This window comes from Micromonospora sp. NPDC005197 (assembly GCF_040608295.1).
Classification (GTDB): Bacteria; Actinomycetota; Actinomycetes; order Mycobacteriales; family Micromonosporaceae; genus Micromonospora.
On the sequence record NZ_JBEXHY010000053.1, the window covers coordinates 17,148 to 36,141 of the forward strand.

Below are 18,994 nucleotides of genomic sequence, written 5' to 3' on the forward strand. Positions count from 1 at the left end.
GCCGCGTCGGGCGTGACCCCGGGGCCCCGCCCGCCCGAGAAGATGGAGACATCATGAGCAAGGCCACGGACCCGCCCGCGGCGCACGTCGCCGACCGGCACGACCTGATCCGGGTGCAGGGCGCGCGCGTGAACAACCTCAAGGACGTCACGGTCGAGCTTCCGAAGCGTCGACTGACGGTGTTCACCGGGGTCTCCGGCTCCGGCAAGAGCTCGCTGGTGTTCGGCACCATCGCGGCCGAGTCGCAGCGGATGATCAACGAGACCTACAGCGCCTTCGTGCAGGGCTTCATGCCGACGCTGACCCGGCCTGAGGTCGACGTGCTGGACGGGCTGACCACCGCGATCATCGTCGACCAGGAGCGGATGGGCGCGAACGCCCGCTCCACGGTCGGCACCGCCACCGACGCCAACGCGATGCTGCGCATCCTCTTCAGCCGGCTCGGGCAGCCGCACATCGGCTCGCCGAACGCGTTCTCCTTCAACGTCCCCTCGGTCCGGGCGACCGGCGCGATCACGGTGGAGCGCGGCGCGGGCCGGACGAAGACCGAGAAGGCGACCTTCAACCGTCTCGGCGGCATGTGTCCGCGCTGCGAGGGCATGGGCGCGGTCACCGACTTCGACCTGTCGGCGCTGTACGACGACAGCAGGTCACTCAACGAGGGCGCGATCACGATCCCCGGCTACAGCATGGAGGGCTGGTACGGCCGGATCTTCCGGGGCTGCGGCTACTTCGACCCGGACAAGCCGATCCGCAAATACACGAAGAAGGAGTTGCAGGACCTGCTCCACCGGGAGCCGACCAAGATCAAGGTCGACGGCATCAACCTGACGTACGTCGGCCTCATCCCGCAGATCCAGAAGTCGTTCCTCGCCAAGGACATCGACACGCTGCAACCGCACATCCGCGCCTTCGTGGACCGTGCGGTGACGTTCACGACCTGCCCCGACTGCGGCGGCACCCGGCTCAGCGCGGAGGCCCGGTCGTCGAAGATCGAGGGCAAGAACATCGCCGACGTCTGCGCGATGCAGATCAGCGACCTGGCGGCCTGGGTCCGGGGCATCAGGGAGCCGTCGGTGGCGCCGCTGCTCACCGGGCTGCAACATCTCCTCGACTCGTTCGAGGAGATCGGGTTGGGCTACCTGTCGCTCGACCGGCCCTCGGGCACGCTCTCCGGTGGCGAGGCGCAGCGCACCAAGATGATCCGCCACCTCGGGTCGTCGCTCACCGACGTCACGTACGTCTTCGACGAGCCGACGATCGGGCTGCACCCGCACGACATCGCGCGGATGAACGGCCTGCTGCTGCGCCTGCGGGACAAGGGCAACACCGTCCTGGTGGTCGAGCACAAGCCGGAGGCGATCGCCATCGCCGACCACGTCGTCGATCTCGGGCCGGGCGCCGGCACCGCCGGAGGCGAGGTGGTGTTCGAGGGCACCGTCGACGGGCTGCGCGCCAGCGACACGCTGACCGGGCGGCACCTGGACGACCGGGCACGCCTGAAGACATCCGTACGGACGCCGTCGGGTGTGCTGACGGTGCGGGGCGCGAACACCCACAACCTGCGCGACGTCGACGTCGACATCCCGCTCGGCGTGCTCGTGGTGGTGACCGGTGTGGCCGGTTCGGGAAAGAGTTCGCTGATCCACGGCTCGGTGTCCGACCGCGACGGGGTGGTGTCGGTCGACCAGAGCGCGATCCGCGGCTCGCGCCGGAGCAACCCGGCGACGTACACGGGCCTGCTCGACCCGATCCGCAAGGCGTTCGCGAAGGCCAACGGTGTGAAGCCGGCCCTGTTCAGCGCCAACTCCGAGGGGGCCTGCCCCGGCTGCAACGGCGCCGGCGTCATCTACACCGACCTGGGGATGATGGCCGGTGTCGCCGCCACCTGCGAGGAGTGCGAGGGGAGGCGGTTCCAGGCGTCGGTTCTGGAGTACCGGTTCGGCGGCCGTGACATCAGCGAGGTGCTCGCCATGTCGGTGCGCGAGGCCGAGGCGTTCTTCTCCGCGGGTGAGGCGCGTACGCCCGCCGCGCACGCCATCCTCGACCGGCTCGTCGACGTCGGGCTCGGCTACCTCAGCCTCGGCCAGCCGCTGACCACCCTGTCCGGCGGCGAGCGGCAGCGGCTCAAGCTGGCCACCCGCATGGCCGAGAAGGGCGGCGTGTACGTCCTCGACGAGCCGACCACCGGCCTGCACCTCGCCGACGTCGAGCAACTGCTCGGCCTGCTGGACCGACTCGTCGACTCCGGCAAGTCGGTGATCGTCGTCGAGCATCACCAGGCGGTCATGGCGCACGCCGACTGGATCATCGACCTCGGCCCGGGCGCCGGCCACGACGGCGGCCGGATCGTCTTCGAGGGCACCCCGGCCGATCTCGTCGCTGCCCGCTCCACCCTCACCGGCGAGCACCTGGCGGCGTACGTCGGCACCTGATCATGTGCCGTCCGCCGTCGCCCGATTGTCTACCCGGCCGTCGGTTGAGCGGCGGCGGGCCGCCGTGGCGGCGAGAACCCCGCAGGCGCCGTTCTTGATCCACCGCGCGTCGCCGGTGGGGGTTCGACGCGAGCCGGCGCCGGGGCGTGGGGTCCGGGGCTCGGCCCCGGAGCAGAAATGACAAGCGCCCCAGGTCCGCGCTTCTCAGCGGACATGGAGCGCGAAAGCTTGTGCCCCCGGCAGGATTCGAACCTGCGCCCCCGCCTCCGGAGGGCGGTGCTCTATCCCCTGAGCTACGGGGGCTCAGCGACTGGAGAAGACTAGCAAACCTCCTGGGCGTACGCCGAATCGGTATCGGGTGAACCGGTCGTGTCGGTGACCGGCCCACCCGGTGCTCAGGCCGCGATCGCCCGCCCGCAACTGGGCAGCGGGTGCAGGACGATCCGTCGGGGCAGCCGACGCGGCCACTCGTTGCGCGGCCAGGATCCGTCCACGATCAGGTGCACCGTGCGCTGCTCCTCGCCGCTGAGCCGCAGCACGAAGTCGCGGGGGAGCGGCGGGTCGACAGTCGGTGTGGTGATCATGAAGCGCACCCGGCCCCGGGACGACACGGCGGAGATCACGTCGGCCGCCGGCATCGTGCCCCGCAGCCGCACCCGGCCGATCCAGTAGACCTCGGCCAGGTGCTCCTGGGCCGTCCGGGTGATCGCCGGGTACTCGCTGCGTACCCAGCGCTCGACCGCGCTGACGCAGAGCCCGCAGGCCCGCTCGCGCGGTTCCCGCGGACCCAACCCCCAGGCCCGCAGGTACGCCCCGACCGCTCCCGCGTCCAGCGGAAGGTCGAACCGGCGCTGGATGAGCGTGGTGAGGCTCTGCCGCGTCCACAGCTCCTCGTCCAGGCCGAACTCGTCGGGGTGGACGCCCCGGAGTGTGTCGATCAGTTCGAGTTCCTGTTCGCGGCTGAGCGTTCCCGGCTCGCCCTGCCGCTGTCCGCGACGGACGGCTGCCACCGCCCCGTCACCGCCGATGGTGTGGCGTCGGCACCAACTGGTGACCGAGCGCCGTGCGTCTCTGAGTGCAACCCCCACGTCTTGGGCAACGAGCACGAATCACAACTGGTCACGATATGTGCGGAGAAAACTCTCTAAGCAACGTAATCGCCTGTCTGACGCAAAACGCCCACAAGGGGCGAGTGTGGGTCGACAGGGGTGCGGGAGCTGCGGGTACGGCCGGCGGGCGCGGCGCCGGTCGCCTTCGACTCGTCGCGTCCGACGCCAGGTCGCCGATGTGGCGGTGTCCGAACGCCTGGATACCGCCACCTCGCCGACCTGGTGTGGATCATGCGGGTCGAGAGGCGGGTGCCCGCCGTGCCCAGGACGGGGCGGTCCGGTGCCGGACATGACGCGGGCCCGCGTCCCGCCGATGAGTGGCGGTGACGCGGGCCCGGTGTGCCCGTGCGGAGGGTCAGCCCTTGGCCTGCGCCTGGAGCTGCCGGAGGTTGTTCAGCTCGGACTGCTGGGTGGCCTTCATGGTCTGGGCCACGCGTACCACCTCGGCGTTGTCGGTCTCCGCGAGCGCCGCGTCGATCATGTGGATCCCGCCGAGGTGGTGGTTGTACATCAGGGCCAGGAACTGCCGGTCCACCTCGATGCCCTTGGCGTCGCGCAACGAGGCCATCTGCTGCGGGGTGGCCATGCCCGGCATCAGCCCGTCCTTGACCGCGGCCCCGTCGGACATCCACGACATCGGCGGCTGCGACCCGGTCGGGCTCAGCTGCCACTCGCGCAGCCAGGTCTGCATGGCGCCGATCTCGCCCTGCTGACCGGTGGCGATGTCGACGGCGATCTGCCGCACCTCGGGCAGCGTCGCCGACCGGTACGCGATCAGGCTCATCTCGACCGCCTGGGCGTGGTGGGTCGTCATGTCCCGCGCGAAACCCGCCTCGACCGAGGAGTCACCGGGCCGGGTGAGGCGAGGGGTGAGCAGGCCGCCGGCGTACCCGAGCAGCAGGCCCACCACCACCATGATGGCGAGCGCCGCGACGCCGTAGCGCCGCGCCGGTGTCGGGCCGCCCTCGTCCGGGGCGGCCACGACGTCGTCGTGCTCGGTGTCGGTGGTGGTGGCGGGGGCTGTCATCGCCGTCCTTACTGGGTCGGGGGCTGCTGCTGGAGGTCACGCGGCGTGGTGCCGGTGGCGGTGATACCCGTGTTGCACAGCGCGGTCGGGCCCTCGACGGAGGCGTTCACCCGCAGGTCCTTGATGAACTCGTCGATCCGCTTGTCGTCGGCGTTGTCGACCTTGAGCTGGTAGCCCCACGCCTGGAGCGAGATCGGCTTGTCCAGGCCCTCGTACGGGCTCATCAGCATCTTCTCGACGCCACGCACCTTGCCGGCGAGCTTGTCGACCTGGTCCTTCGGCAGGTCCGGGCGGTAGGTGATCCACACCGCGCCGTGCTCCAGGCTGTGCACCGCGTGCTCGTTGGCGATCGGGGCGTCGTAGACGTCACCCATGCAGTTCTGCCAGGCCGCGTTGTGCACCCCGCCCACGGGCGGCGAGTACTTGTAGGTCAGCGGGCCCGACTTGTGGGACTCGTAGTCGAGGCTCGTCTTGTCGGTCTTGCGGATGTTGACGATGCCGTCGATGGCGTTGGCCTTCTTGTCCCACGGCTTGGAGCCCTGGAACGACGCCCAGGCGCCGTAGCCGATGATGCCGGCCGCGAGGACGCCGACGGCGACGAAGAGCGCGATCGGGCCCCAGGCCCGGCCCTGACTCACCTTGACCGGGCTGACGGGCTTGCGGGGGCCCTTGCCACCCGCCCGGGGGGAGCCCGCAGGCTTGCCGGAACCGGCCTTGGCGCCGGACGCCGGCCGGCCCGCGGCCGGCTTCTTGCCGGTGCTGACCACGGTCGGGCGGCGCTCAGGGCCACCCGGGGTGCTGATGCTCATCGTGCCTCGTCAAGTCGGTCGGTCAGGGGAGGTGGCGGGCCGGATGACGCGCAGGGGAGCCGCCGAGTGCCCGAGTCTACCCCCGATAACATGGTTGGGTGACTCCTGCAGAACTCGCCTCGGTCGTCCTTGCCGCCGCCCACGCCGTCTTCGAGCAGCGTGGGCTCGACCGCGCCGCGCTGCCGGCGAGCACGGTGGTGGAGCGACCGCGCAACTCCGAGCACGGCGACTACGCCTCGACGCTCGCTCTGCAGTTGAGCAAGAAGGTGGGCGTCCCGCCCCGGGAGCTTGCTACGGCCCTGGCCGACGAGCTGGGCCGGGCACCGGGTGTCAAATCGGTGGAAATCGCCGGGCCGGGCTTCCTGAACATCCGGCTGGACGCCGCCGCCGCCGGCCAGCTCGCCCGGGTGATCGTCGAGGCCGGAGCGGAGTACGGCCGCAGCGACCGGCTCGCCGGCGAGAAGATCAACCTGGAGTTCGTCTCGGCCAACCCGACCGGCCCGGTGCACATCGGCGGGGTCCGCTGGGCGGCCGTCGGCGACGCCCTGAGCCGGCTGCTGCGGGCCACCGGCGCCGAGGTGGGCACGGAGTACTACTTCAACGACGCCGGCTCCCAGATCGACAGGTTCGCCCGCTCGCTGCTCGCCGCCGCCAAGGGCGAGCCCGCGCCGGAGGACGGCTACGGCGGCGCGTACATCGCCGAGATCGCCGCCGAGGTGCAGGCCCGTCGGCCCGACGTGCTCGGCATGGACGATGCCGCCGCCCAGGAGGTGTTCCGGGTCGAGGGCGTCGCGCTGATGTTCGACGAGATCCGCTCCTCGCTGCGCGACTTCGGGGTGGAGTTCGACACCTACTTCAACGAGAAAGACCTGCACGACCGGGGCGAGCTGGATCTCGCGCTGGCCCGGCTGCGCGAGCAGGGCCGGGTCTACGAGTCCGAGGGCGCGACCTGGCTGCGCACCACCGACTTCGGTGACGACAAGGACCGGGTGCTGCGCAAGTCCAACGGCGAGTGGACGTACTTCGCCGCGGACTGCGCCTACTACCTGGACAAGCGGGAGCGCGGCTTCGAGCGGGTCGTGATCATGTTGGGCGCCGACCACCACGGCTACATCGGCCGGATGAAGGCGATGGCGGCGTGCTTCGGCGACGACCCGGAGCGCAACCTGGAGATCCTCATCGGCCAGCTGGTCAACCTGCTGCGCGACGGCGCCCCGATGCGGATGAGCAAGCGGGCCGGCACCGTGATCACCCTGGAGGACCTGGTCGACGCCATCGGCGTGGACGCCTCCCGGTACGCGCTGGCCCGCTACTCCAGCGACTCGCCCATCGACATCGACATCGAGCTGTGGACCCGGGCGAGCCGCGACAACCCGGTCTACTACGTGCAGTACGTCGCCGCCCGGACGGCGGGCGTGGCCCGCAACGCCGCCGAGGTGGGGCTGGTTCCGGGTGACGCCGACGCGTTCCGCCCCGAGCTGCTCGACCACGAGAAGGAGAACGAGCTACTCAAGGCGCTCGCCGAGTTCCCGGCGGTGGTGGCCACCGCGGCGGAGCTGCGCGAGCCGCACCGGGTGGCCCGCTACCTGGAGGAAAGCGTCGCGGCGTCCTTCCACCGGTTCTACGACAACTGCCGGGTGCTGCCGATGGGCGACGAGGAGGTCACCGACCTGCACCGCGCCCGGCTCTGGCTCAACAACGCCACCCGCACCGTGATCGCCAACGGCCTGCACCTGCTCGGCGTCTCCGCACCCGAGAGGATGTGACATGAGGGCTCATGAGGCTGGTGCGCTGCACGCGGACATCAGCAACCAGGGGCCGGCCTGGCTGCGTACCCCGGCCGACGTCAACGCCCTCGTGCCGGCGCTGTGGCCGCGCAGCGTGACGCGCGGCGCGGACGGCGCGGTCGCCGTCGCGGGCCTGAGCGTCCGCGACATCGCGGCCGAGTTCGGCACCCCGGTGTACGTCCTCGACGAGGCCGACCTGCGCTCGCGCTGCCGCGACTTCCGGGCGGCCTTCCCGACCGAGGACGTCTTCTACGCGGGCAAGGCGTTCCTCTGCCGCGCGGTGGTCCGGATGATCGCCGAAGAGGGCCTGTACCTGGACGTCTGCACCGGCGGTGAGCTGGCCACGGCGCTCTCGGCCGGGATGCCGCCGGAGCGGATCGGCTTCCACGGCAACAACAAGTCGGTGGCCGAGCTGAGCCGGGCGCTGGACGCCGGGGTGGGCCGGATCATCGTCGACTCGTTCACCGAGATCGACCGGCTCACCGCGCTGGCCCGCGAGCGCGGGGTCCGGCCCCGGGTGCTGGTCCGGGTCACGGTCGGCGTCGAGGCGCACACCCACGAGTTCATCGCCACCGCCCACGAGGACCAGAAGTTCGGCTTCTCGCTGGCCGGCGGCGCCGCCGCCAACGCCGCCTTCAAGATCCTCGACGAGGACGTGCTGGAGCTGCGCGGTCTGCACTCGCACATCGGCTCGCAGATCTTCGACGCCAGCGGCTTCGAGGTCTCGGCCCGCCGGGTGCTCGCCCTGCAGGCGCAGATCCGCGATGCGCGCGGGGTGGAGCTGCCCGAGCTGGACCTGGGCGGTGGGTTCGGCATCGCGTACACCACCCAGGACGACCCGGCCACCCCACAGGACCTGGCCAAGCGGCTGCGCAAGATCGTCGACTCGGAGTGCGCGGCGGAGAACCTGGCCGTGCCGCACCTGTCGATCGAGCCGGGACGGGCCATCGTCGGGCCGGCCGTGTTCACCCTCTACGAGGTCGGCACGGTCAAGGACCTCGACGGCATCCGCACGTACGTCAGCGTCGACGGCGGGATGAGCGACAACATCCGCACCGCGCTCTACGACGCGTCCTACTCGGCGACGCTGGCCTCCCGGGCGTCGAGCGCCCAGCCGTTCCTCGCCCGCGTGGTGGGAAAGCACTGTGAGTCCGGGGACATCGTGGTGAAGGATGAATTCCTGCCCGCCGACGTGCAGCCCGGAGATCTTGTCGCAGTGCCCGGCACCGGCGCCTACTGCCGGAGCATGGCCAGCAACTACAACCACGTACCCCGACCGCCGGTCGTGGCGGTGCGTGACGGCCAGGCGCGTCTGATCGTCCGGCGGGAGACCGAAGACGATCTGCTGGCATTGGATGTGGGATGACGTCACCTGTGCGCTTGGCACTGCTCGGCTGCGGCACGGTCGGCCAGGAGGTGGTCCGGCTGCTGCACGAGCAGTCGGCCGACCTGGCCGCCCGCATCGGCGCTCCACTGGAGATCGCCGGTATCGCCGTCCGCCGGCTCGGCCGCGACCGCGGTGACCTGCCGGTCGACGAGGCCCTGTTCACCACCGACGCGCTCGGCCTGATCAAACGGGACGACGTCGACGTGGTGATCGAGGTGGTCGGCGGCATCGAGCCGGCCCGGGGCTGGCTGGTCGAGGCGCTGCGTGCCGGCAAGAGCGTGGTCACCGCCAACAAGGCGCTGCTCGCCGAGGACGGGGTGGCCCTGCACGAGGCGGCGGCCGAGGGCGGTGGAGACCTCTACTACGAGGCGTCGGTCGCCGGCGCGATCCCGCTGCTGCGCCCGCTGCGCGAGTCGCTGCACGGCGATCGGATCAACCGGGTCACCGGCATCGTCAACGGCACCACCAACTTCATCCTCTCCGCGATGGACGCGACCGGCGCCGGGTTCGCGGAGGCTCTGGAGCAGGCCACCGCCCTGGGGTACGCGGAGGCCGACCCGACCGCCGACGTCGAGGGCTTCGACGCGGCGGCGAAGGCGGCCATCCTCGCCTCGCTGGCGTTCCACACCCGGGTCGGCGCCGCCGACGTGCACCGCGAGGGCATCACCGACGTGACCGCCGCGGACATGGCCAGCGCCCAGGCGATGGGCTGCACGATCAAGCTGCTCTGCATCGCGGCGCGGGGCGTCGACGCGGCCGGTCAGGAGACGGTCAGTGTCCGCGTCCACCCGGCGATGATTCCGCGCAGTCACCCGCTGGCCAGCGTCGGCGACGCGTTCAACGCGGTCTTCGTCGAGGCGGACGCGGCCGGGCAGCTGATGTTCTACGGCCGGGGCGCGGGTGGCGCGCCGACCGCCAGCGCCGTGCTCGGCGACGTGGTGGCGGTGTCCCGCAACCGGCTCGCCGGGGTGCGCGCGGCCAGCGAGAGCGCGTACGCGGCCCTGGCGGTGCGGCCGATGGGCGAGGCGCTGACCCGCTACCACGTGAGCCTGGACGTGGCCGACCGCCCGGGTGTGCTGGCCTCGGTGGCGGGCGTCTTCGCCCGGCACGACGTGTCGATCGCGACCGTACGACAGGGCTCGGCGGGCGGGGCGCCCGGCCGGGACGGCGACGCCGAGCTGGTCATCGTCACCCACGTGGCGCCGGACGCCGCGCTCGCCGCGACAGTGGCCGAGCTGCGCGGCCTGGACATCGTCCGGTCGGTGACGAGTGTGCTGCGGGTCGAGGGCGGCGCCTGAGTCGTTGAGCCACCGGGGCGGCTCGCCCGTCCCGCCAGGTGGGTAACCCGGGGTGTGCCATCGATGGCTGCGGCAGGGTGGTCCAGGGTGGCCTGATGCTCGGGTCGGTGCAGGGGTAGAGGCGAGGAGAGCGACATGTGGCGGGGTCTGATCGAGGCGTACCGGGATCGGCTGCCGGTCACCGCGGCCACGCCGGTCGTCACGTTGCACGAGGGGAACACCCCGCTGCTGCCGGCGCCCGTGCTCTCGGCCCGGCTCGGCTGCGACGTCTACCTGAAGGTGGAGGGCGCCAACCCGACCGGCTCCTTCAAGGACCGGGGGATGACCCTCGCGGTCTCCAAGGCGGTCGAGGCCGGCAACAAGGCGATCATCTGCGCCTCCACCGGCAACACCAGCGCCTCCGCCGCGGCGTACGCGGCACGGGCCGGGCTGACCTGCGCGGTGCTGGTGCCGCAGGGCAAGATCGCGCTGGGCAAGCTGGCCCAGGCGCTTGTGCACGGGGCGAAGCTACTCCAGGTCAGCGGCAACTTCGACGACTGCCTCGCGCTCGCCGCCAAGCTGGCCCAGGATCACCCGGTCGCGCTTGTCAACTCGGTCAACATCGACCGGCTGCACGGCCAGAAGACCGCCGCCTTCGAGATCGTCGAGGCGCTCGGCGACGCCCCCGACATCCACTGCCTGCCCGTCGGTAACGCCGGCAACATCTCCGCGTACTGGATGGGATATTCGGAGGAGCACGCCGCCGGCGCCACCACGCGGGCGCCGAAGATGTACGGCTTCCAGGCGTCCGGTGCGGCGCCGATCGTGACCGGCCAGGTGGTGCCGGAGCCGTCGACAATCGCCACCGCCATCCGGATCGGCAACCCGGCGAGCTGGACCAAGGCGCTCGACGCCCGGGACGCCTCCGGTGGCCTGATCGCGGCGGTGACCGACCGGGAGATCCTCTCCGCGTACCGGCTGCTCGCCCGCGAGGTGGGGGTCTTCGTCGAGCTGGGCAGCGCGGCCAGCGTGGCAGGCCTGCTCCAGCAGGCCGCGGCGGGCGCGGTTCCGGCCGGCTCGACGGTGGTCTGCACGGTGACCGGTCACGGCCTGAAGGATCCGGAGTGGGCGATCTCCACCGCGCCCGCCCCGGTGACCATCGGCAACGATCCGCTGGCCGCGGCCCGCGCCCTCGACCTGGCCTGAGAGCGGTACAACCCACCGGCGGTGGGCCGCCCCTGGGGGCGGCGGGGGTACAGGTGATCGAGTCCGGCACACTTTCACCTATCCCCGCCCGCATTCTCTTTCAGGAGTGAGCCAGGCCGATGTCGCTGCTCGCCAGATTCAGCCTCGCCAACCGAGGGCTGGTCGCCCTCATCGCGGTGGTGATTACGGCGTTCGGAGCGTTCGCCGTGCCGTCGCTGAAGCAGCAACTGCTGCCGTCGCTCGAGTTCCCGGCCGCGTTCATCGTGGCGTCCTACCCCGGTGCCGGTCCCGAGATCGTCGAGTCGCAGGTGACCGAGCCGATCGAGAACGCCCTGCAGGGCCTTCCCGGGCTGGACAAGGTCACCTCCACGTCCCGCGAGGGGTCGGCCACGATCCAGGTGCAGTACGAGTTCGGCACCGACCTGGACGACGTGGTCAACAAGATGCAGACCGCGCTGAGCCGGATCGACGCGCAGCTGCCGCAGAGCGTCGACCCGCAGGTCATCGCGGGGAGCACCGACGACCTGCCGGCGGTGGTGCTGGCCGCGGCCGGCGGCGCCGACGAGCGGGCGCTCGCCGAGAAGCTGCGCGCGACGGTGGTGCCGGAGCTGGAGGGCATCGAGGGAGTCCGCACGGTCGAGGTGACCGGGACCCGCGACGACGTCGTGGTGGTCACCCCGGATCCGGCGAAGCTGGCGGCGGCGAAGGTCCAGCCGACCGCGATCGGCGCGGCGTTGAAGACCAACGGCGTGTCGGTGCCGGCCGGTGCGGTGACCGACGGCGGCCTCGCGCTCCCGGTGCAGGTCGGGACGCCGGTCGCGACCCTGGACGACCTGCGCGGCATCATCATCGCGCCCGGCGCGGCACCGGTTCGTCTCGGTGACGTGGCGACGGTCGAGCAGCAGCTCGCCCCGGCGACCGCGATCACCCGGACCAACGGCAAGGACAGCCTCGGCATCGCCGTCACCGCGGCGCCGGACGGCAACGCGGTGGAGATCTCCCACGAGATCCAGGACCGGCTGGCCGAGCTGAAGGACGCGTCCGGCGCGGAGCTGACGGTGGTCTTCGACCAGGCGCCGTTCGTGGAGAAGTCGATCAAGTCGTTGACCACCGAGGGCCTGCTGGGCCTGCTGATGGCGGTCATCGTCATCCTGGTCTTCCTGCTGTCGGTGCGTTCGACAGTGGTCACCGCGGTCTCCATCCCGCTCTCCGTGCTGGTGGCGCTGCTCGCCCTGTGGATCGGCGACTACTCGCTCAACCTGCTCACCCTCGGCGCGTTGACCATCGCGGTCGGCCGGGTGGTGGACGACTCGATCGTGGTGTTGGAGAACATCAAACGACACCTGGAGTACGGCGAGGAGAAGCGCCAGGCGATCATCACCGGCGTCCGCGAGGTGGCTGGCGCGGTGACCGCGTCCACGCTCACGACGGTGGCGGTGTTCGCGCCGATCGCGCTGGTCGGCGGGTTCGTCGGGCAGCTCTTCGCGCCGTTCGCGATCACGGTGACGGTGGCGCTGCTCGCCTCGCTGCTCGTCTCGCTGACGGTGATCCCGGTGCTGGCGTACTGGTTCCTCAAGCCGCGCGGCGGCACCGTCGACGACGACGCGGTGCGCCGCGACGCCGAGGAGAAGGAGCTGCGCAGCCCGTTGCAGCGGGCGTACCTGCCGGTGATCGGGTTCGCCACCCGCAAGCGGTCGACCCGCTGGATCACCGTCGGGCTGGGCCTGCTGGTGCTCTTCGGCACCTTCGGGTTGGCGCAGAAGCTGGAGACGAACTTCCTGGACGACTCCGGTCAGGACACGCTCAGCTTCCGGCAGGAGCTGCCGGCGGGCAGCGGCCTGGCCGCCACCGACGCGGCGGCGAAGCAGGTCGAGGCGGTCCTCGGGCGGGTCGGCGCGGTCGAGACCTACCAGGTGACCGCCGGTGGCAGCGACACCCCGTGGGCGGGCGGAGGGGGCAACAACGTCGCGAGCTGGTCGTTGGCGCTCGACGGCGACACCGACGCCAAGCAGGTACGTGAGGAGCTGCGCCGGGAGTTCGACAAGATCGGCACCAGCCTGGGTGAGGTCAGCTTCGGCGGTGGCCAGGACGCCTCGACCAGCCAGCTGGAGGTGGTCGTCCAGGCCAGTGACCCGGAGGTGCTGACCCGCGCCGCCGAGGCGGCCCGGACGGCGATGGCCGGTGTCCCGAACGTCGAGGACGTCACCACGAGCCTCGCCGAGCGGGTGCCGAGGGTCGACGTGACCGTCGACCGGGTCGCCGCCGGCCGGGTCGGCCTCACCGAGGCCGCCGTGGGTCAGCTCGTGTCGCAGGCGTTCCGTGGCGCTCCGCTGGGGCAGGTGGCGCTCGACGGCCGCCAGCAGGACGTGGTGCTGCGGCTGAGCGCCGCCGCCCCGGTGTCGCTGGAGGAGCTGCGGGCCCTTCCGGTCGGGCCGGTGAAGCTGGACGACATCGCGGACGTCACCCAGGCCGAGGGGCCGCAGCAGGTCACGCGGATCGACGGTGAGCGCAGCGTCTCGGTGACCGGCGCCGCGACCGGTTCGAACCTGGGTGCGACCACGAAGGAGCTGCAGAAGCGGCTCGACGGCATCGACGTGCCGGGGGCGAGCTTCACCGTCGGTGGGGTCAGCGCCGATCAGGCGGATGCCTTCGGCGACCTGGGCCTGGCGGTGCTGGCCGCCATCGCGATCGTGTTCCTGATCATGGTGGCCACGTTCCGGAGCCTCACTCAGGCGTTGATCCTGCTGATCTCCATCCCGTTCGCGTCGACCGGCGCGATCGGTCTGCTGCTGGCCACCGGGACGCCGCTGGGAGTGCCGGCGCTGATCGGTGTGCTGATGCTCGTCGGCATCGTGGTGACCAACGCGATCGTGCTGCTCGATCTGATCAACCAGTACCGGGCGCAGGGCATGGGGATCCGGGAGGCGGTGGTCGAGGGTGGCCGGCGTCGGCTGCGCCCGATCCTGATGACCGCGGTCGCGACGATCTTCGCGTTGCTGCCGATGGCCCTCGGGCTGACCGGCGAGGGCGGCTTCATCTCGCAGCCCCTGGCGGTCGTGGTGATCGGTGGTCTGCTCAGCTCGACGCTGTTGACGCTGATCCTGGTGCCGACGCTCTACACGATGGTGGAGCGCACCAAGGAGTCGCTGCGGGAGCGTCGTCGTCGGCGGCGATCCGGTGACCCGGCGGTGACCGGGCCGACCGGGTCGGAGGGCGTCGAGCCGGACGGCCCGAACCAGGTGGCCGTGCCGACGGGCGCACCGGTGTCGACGCCGGCCGACGGCACGCAGCCGGCGGCGGCACGCCCCGCCCCATCGGGCGCGCTGGTGGACGGCACGGACCAGTTCGAGGTGCTGCGGCTGCCCCGCAGCCGCACCTCGCCGCTGCCCCCGTCCGAGCCGACCGAGTAGTCGGACGACAACCCGGAACGCCCCCGGCAGGCTCGCCTGCCGGGGGCGTTCGGCTGCGCCGCCGCGGACACTCCGATCGGCCGACGGGTGCTGCACTTTGCGTTACATCTTGCATACTCCAGGTAGGCATGGCGAGGTGTCGGCGAGCGGGGCGGGTGGATGACCGAGAGCGCGCACGGGTGGTCCCGGCGCGATCTGCTGCGCCGGGGGGCTCTGGTGGTGACCGGGGCGGCCGCCGGGGCGGGCGCCACCGACGCCTGGCTCACCCATCGGCGGCTGCCGCTCGCCGGCGGCCCGGCCAGCGCCACGGTCGGCAACGGGCCGCAGAACGTCGGCTCCGGCGCGGTGCCGGTCATCTGGTCGGGGCCGACCACGCAGCGGCTGGTCGCGCTCACCTTCGACGACGGGCCGGCGCCACAGTGGACGCCCATGGTGCTGGACACCCTCGCCCAGCACCGGGTGCCCGCGACGTTCTTCCTGGTCGGCGCTCAGGCCAGGAAACACGCCGACCTCGTACGCGACAGGCTCGGCGAGCACGAGGTGGGCAACCACAGCTGGGCGCACCGGGACCTCGCCCGGCTGGACGCCGCCGCGGCGTACGACGACCTGCACCGCAGCCACGACGCGATCGCCGAGGTGACCGGCAGGCCGCCGAGGCTGGTCCGCCCGCCGTACGGCCACCTGGGTGGTGCGGTGCTGCACGCGGCATCCCGGTTGAACTACCGGCTGGTGCTCTGGTCGTTGCAGATGGTGGAGCGGGAATTTCCCGACGACCCGGCCGGCCACGCCCGGCGGATCGTGGCCACCGTCCGGCCGGGGACCATCGTGCTCGGGCACGACGTCGGTGACCGGAGACGTCTGGTCGCGCTGCACGGCCTCCCCGACATGATCGCCGGGCTGCGGGCGCGTGGCTACACCTTCGTCACCGTCTCGGCGCTGCTGGGACCCGGTGTAGCCCCCGCACCGACCGGGTAGGGTCCCGCTCCGTGGCGTCCACCCTCGCGGTCCTTACCGGCAATCGGAGCTTTCGCAATCTCTTCCTCGCCGAGCTGGTGGTCTTCGGCGCTGACTGGTTCGTCATGGTGCCGCTGCTGGTGCTGCTGCCGCAGCTGACCGGCAGCGGGGTCTGGGGTGCCCTGGTGCTGGCGGTGGACACCGGCATCGTGGCGCTGCTGCTGCCGTACACCGGCACGATCGCCGACCGCTTCGACCGGCGGAAGATCATGATCACCGCGAACGTGGCCGCGCTGGCCGGCGTGCTGCTGCTCCTCGGCGTGCGCGACCGCGGTACGGCGTGGTTGGCGCTGGTGGCGATCGGTGCCGTCGCGGTCGCCAAGGCGTTCTACTCGCCGGCCGCCCAGGCCGCGCTCCCCAACGTGCTGGAGCCGCACGAGCTGGCCGCCGGTAACGCCGTGGCCGGCTCGGCCTGGGGCACCATGACTGTGGTGGGCGCCTCGCTGGGCGGTGTGCTCAGCTCGGCTGCCGGCCCGTACGCCTGCTTCTGGGTGGCGGCGGTCGGCCTGGCGCTGGCCGCGGGCCTCGCCACCCGGATCCGCCGGCCGTTGCAGGCGGCCCGCGACCCGGAGCTGCCGGCGCAGCGGACCTGGTCGGCGGTCCGCGAGGCGCTCGGCTACATCGGGCACCGGCCGCGGGTGCTGGCGCTGGTCACGGTCAAGTCGGCGGTCGGCCTGGGCAACGGCGTGCTGACCGTGTTTCCGCTGCTCGCAGGCGTCTACGGGGTCGGTTCGCTGGGCGCCGGCCTGCTCTTCGCGGTCCGCGGAGCCGGCGCCCTGGTCGGCCCGATCCTGATGCGGCGGGTGTTGACCAACCGGTCCTGGCTGCTGCCCGGGCTCGCGCTGTCCATGTCGCTCTACGGCCTGGCCTACCTGGGTACGTCGGTGGTGCGCTGGTTCCCGCTGGTGCTGCTGCTGGTCTTCGTGGCGCACTTCGCGGGCGGCAGCAACTGGGTGATGTCGAACTTCGCCCTTCAGGGCGAGGTGCCGGACCGGCTGCGCGGGCGTGTCTTCGCCACCGACATGATGCTCGCGACGCTGGCCATCTCGGTGAGCCAACTGGCGGTGGCCCTGGTGGTGGACGTGGTGGACGAACGGGTGGTGCTGGCCGGCTGCGGACTGGTCACCCTCGTGTACGCGGTCGGCTGGCGGATCGCCACCCGCCGGCTGTCGCTGACAAACCCGGTCGCCGAGCCGGTCGGCGACCCAGCCGGCTGAGACCCGCGGCCGGCCGCGTTGGAGATCGGCCCGGATACGACACCGGTATCCGAGCCAATCTCCGCCTTGCGGGACCGCCGCCTGGACTCCGCCTCGGCTCGACCGAGGACTTTGACACACGCCCTAGCATGAGCGCGTGCCGACGAACTTCACCGCCGGGCCGGTCCGGGTCCGGGTCCCCGCGACCAGTGCCAACCTCGGTCCGGGCTTCGACGCGCTGGGGCTCGCCCTCGGGCTCTACGACGACCTGGCCGCCGAGGTCGCGGCCGCCGGGGTCCGGGTGACGGTCACCGGCCAGGGCGCCGGTGAGCTGCCGGACGACGATCGGCACCTGGTGGTGCGGGCCATGCGTGCCACCTTCGACGTTCTCGGCGCGCAGCCCGCCGGCCTGAGCGTCGAGTGCGTCAATCGGATCCCGCAGGCGCGCGGCCTGGGCTCGTCGTCGGCCGCCATCGTCGCCGGGGTGCTGCTGGCCCGTGCCCTGGTCGCCGACGGCGAGCACCGGCTGGACGAGCCCGGCGTGCTCCGGCTGGCCGCCGACATCGAGGGCCATCCGGACAACGTCGCTCCGTGTCTGCTCGGCGGTTTCACGGTGGCCTGGTCCGAGCCGGGCGGCGCTCGCGCGGTGTCCCTGCCGGTCGCGGCCGGCGTACGACCCACGGTTTTCGTGCCGGCCGAGCGCGGCCTGACCGCTACCGCGCGGGCGGCGCTGCCGGCCACCGTGCCCCACGCCGACGCCGCGTTGACCGCGGGGCGGGCGGCGCTGCTGGTGCACGCGCTCACCACCGACCCGGCGCTGTTGCTGCCGGCCACCGTCGACCGCCTCCACCAGGATTACCGGGCAGCCGGGATGCCGGGCACATCGGCCCTGGTCAGCGAGTTGCGAGCGGCGGGTGTGGCGGCTGTGGTCAGTGGGGCCGGGCCGAGCGTGCTGGCGCTCAGCGCGCCTCCGCCGAGCCTCGACCCGGGAACAGACTGGCAGATCTGGCAGTTACCGATAGACGTCAGCGGCGCCCGGGTCGCCCGGGGTAGACTTGGACACGCCGAGCGGGACCCTGTTGCCGCAGGTCGGAAGAGTTGATTACGCTCTAGACCTAGCACAGCCGCGAAGCACGCGATCTCCTGCGGGGCGGCGCACCCCCGAAGCTCTCGGCGGTCAGCCCGTCACCCCTGCCAAGGCCCACGCCGCACCGCAGTTTCCACAGGTCGCCGCAGACGGCGAGACCTGCTCACCGACGTTTGGTGGGTCGGGAAACCACCGGCTGCTGTGTCACAGACTCCCGCGACGCGTCCTTGCGAGGCGGGTGCACCGAGGCCGCCCGGCCACCTGAGCTCCGACTCCGGGCAGTCCCGGCCTTATCGAGGGAAGGAATCCATTGAGCGACACCACCGACGTGACGTCGGATGTTTCCAACGTCGCTGGCGATGCCACCGCTGCCGCTGCCGCTCCCGCCCGTCGTCGGCGCAGCGGCACCGGTCTGTCGGCGATGCTGCTGCCAGAGCTGCAGAGCCTGGCTGCGTCGCTCGGCATCTCCGGCACGGCTCGCATGCGTAAGGGTGAGCTGATCGCCGCGATCTCCGAGCGGCAGGGCGGCAACGCCGCCGGGACCCCTCGACCGCGAGCCGAGGTCGCGGCTGCGGCCGCTCCGGCCCGTGAGGAGGTGCGGGAGACCGTGGATCGCCCGGCGGCCGAGAGCCGCAGCACCGACCAGACGCCGGCCGAGCCGGCTACCGCGACCGAGGGCCGTGGCCGTACCCGGCGCAGCCGGACCGCCCCGGCCGAGTCCCGTACCGCCGAGGCCGGCACCTCCGAGCCGCGCGCCGCGGAGGCGCGTTCCTCCGAGGTCCGTTCCTCTGAGGTCCGTTCCTCTGAGGTCCGTTCCTCTGAGGCCCGCACCGACGAGGTGGAGGCCGGCGAGCGGTCCGACCGTGGCGAGAACCGCCGCGACCGTGCCGAGCGCAGCGACCGTGCCGAGCGCTCCGACCGCGGTGAGCGGGCCGAGCGCAGCGACCGTGCCGAGCGCTCCGACCGCGGTGAGCGGGCCGAGCGCAACGATCGGGGCGAGCGCAACGATCGGGGCGAGCGTGCCGACCGTGGTGAGCGGGCCGAGCGCAACGACCGGGGTGACCGCAACGATCGCGGCGAGCGCAACGATCGCGGTGAGCGGGCCGAGCGCAACGATCGGGGCGAGCGTGCCGACCGTGGCGAGCGGGCCGAGCGCAACGACCGGGGCGAGCGCGCCGAGCGCGCCGAGCGGGGCGACCGCAACGACCGGGGCGAGCGCGCCGAGCGCACCGACCGTTCGGAGCGCGCCG

12 protein-coding genes, 1 tRNA gene and 2 pseudogenes are annotated in these 18,994 nt (G+C 72.0%); 10 read left to right on the top strand and 5 right to left on the bottom strand.

What is annotated here, in order from left to right; all coding sequences use genetic code 11:
- Positions 1-53 precede the first annotated feature (53 nt).
- Positions 54-2,435 (top strand): excinuclease ABC subunit UvrA, encoded by a 2,382-nt coding sequence (locus ABZU46_RS18500; protein WP_354859285.1) that lies wholly within the window; start codon positions 54-56, stop codon positions 2,433-2,435.
- Positions 2,436-2,666: 231 nt separating this feature from the next.
- Here ABZU46_RS18500 and ABZU46_RS18505 read toward each other — a convergent pair.
- From ABZU46_RS18505 to ABZU46_RS18520, 4 genes are all read right to left on the bottom strand, one after another.
- Positions 2,667-2,738, bottom strand: a tRNA-Arg gene (locus tag ABZU46_RS18505).
- Positions 2,739-2,830: 92 nt separating this feature from the next.
- Complete coding sequence (locus ABZU46_RS18510; RefSeq protein WP_266245768.1) at positions 2,831-3,523, bottom strand: winged helix-turn-helix domain-containing protein; 693 nt, start codon at positions 3,521-3,523, stop codon at positions 2,831-2,833.
- A gap of 376 nt (positions 3,524-3,899) precedes the next feature.
- Positions 3,900-4,571: a DUF305 domain-containing protein gene (locus ABZU46_RS18515; RefSeq protein WP_354859287.1), complete on the bottom strand. Its 672-nt coding sequence runs from the start codon at positions 4,569-4,571 to the stop codon at positions 3,900-3,902.
- 8 nt (positions 4,572-4,579) lie between these two features.
- On the bottom strand, positions 4,580-5,380 hold the full coding sequence (locus tag ABZU46_RS18520) for a DUF3105 domain-containing protein (RefSeq protein ID WP_354859289.1): 801 nt from the start codon (positions 5,378-5,380) through the stop codon (positions 4,580-4,582).
- A 98-nt stretch (positions 5,381-5,478) separates the two neighbouring features.
- Here ABZU46_RS18520 and argS point away from each other — a divergent pair, with 98 nt between their 5' ends.
- The 9 genes and pseudogenes from argS to ABZU46_RS18565 all read left to right on the top strand — a co-directional run.
- Positions 5,479-7,146 carry an arginine--tRNA ligase gene (gene argS, locus ABZU46_RS18525; RefSeq protein WP_354859290.1) on the top strand — a complete coding sequence of 556 codons (1,668 nt, stop codon included), beginning with the start codon at positions 5,479-5,481 and terminating at the stop codon, positions 7,144-7,146.
- A gap of 1 nt (position 7,147) precedes the next feature.
- Positions 7,148-8,533 carry a diaminopimelate decarboxylase gene (gene lysA / locus ABZU46_RS18530; RefSeq protein ID WP_354859293.1) on the top strand — a complete coding sequence of 462 codons (1,386 nt, stop codon included), beginning with the start codon at positions 7,148-7,150 and terminating at the stop codon, positions 8,531-8,533.
- 8 nt (positions 8,534-8,541) lie between these two features.
- Positions 8,542-9,852 (top strand): homoserine dehydrogenase, encoded by a 1,311-nt coding sequence (locus tag ABZU46_RS18535; RefSeq protein ID WP_354859309.1) that lies wholly within the window; start codon positions 8,542-8,544, stop codon positions 9,850-9,852.
- A gap of 135 nt (positions 9,853-9,987) precedes the next feature.
- Positions 9,988-11,037: a threonine synthase gene (thrC, locus tag ABZU46_RS18540; protein ID WP_354859296.1), complete on the top strand. Its 1,050-nt coding sequence runs from the start codon at positions 9,988-9,990 to the stop codon at positions 11,035-11,037.
- A 119-nt stretch (positions 11,038-11,156) separates the two neighbouring features.
- Positions 11,157-14,447: an efflux RND transporter permease subunit gene (locus ABZU46_RS18545; RefSeq protein ID WP_354859299.1), complete on the top strand. Its 3,291-nt coding sequence runs from the start codon at positions 11,157-11,159 to the stop codon at positions 14,445-14,447.
- 159 nt (positions 14,448-14,606) lie between these two features.
- Positions 14,607-15,422, top strand: a complete 816-nt coding sequence (locus tag ABZU46_RS18550; RefSeq protein ID WP_354859301.1) for a polysaccharide deacetylase family protein — start codon at positions 14,607-14,609, stop codon at positions 15,420-15,422.
- An 11-nt stretch (positions 15,423-15,433) separates the two neighbouring features.
- A complete protein-coding gene (locus tag ABZU46_RS18555; RefSeq protein ID WP_354859303.1) occupies positions 15,434-16,678 on the top strand; it encodes an MFS transporter in 1,245 nt (414 codons plus the stop codon).
- A 136-nt stretch (positions 16,679-16,814) separates the two neighbouring features.
- Complete coding sequence (gene thrB / locus ABZU46_RS18560; protein ID WP_354859306.1) at positions 16,815-17,759, top strand: homoserine kinase; 945 nt, start codon at positions 16,815-16,817, stop codon at positions 17,757-17,759.
- Between the two features lie 406 nt (positions 17,760-18,165).
- Positions 18,166-18,216: pseudogene (locus ABZU46_RS18565) on the top strand (hypothetical protein); the annotation flags it as partial.
- A 312-nt stretch (positions 18,217-18,528) separates the two neighbouring features.
- On the opposite strand, the pseudogene ABZU46_RS18570 reads toward ABZU46_RS18565, so the two are convergent.
- Positions 18,529-18,861: pseudogene (locus ABZU46_RS18570) on the bottom strand (hypothetical protein); the annotation flags it as partial.
- Positions 18,862-18,994: the final 133 nt, after the last annotated feature.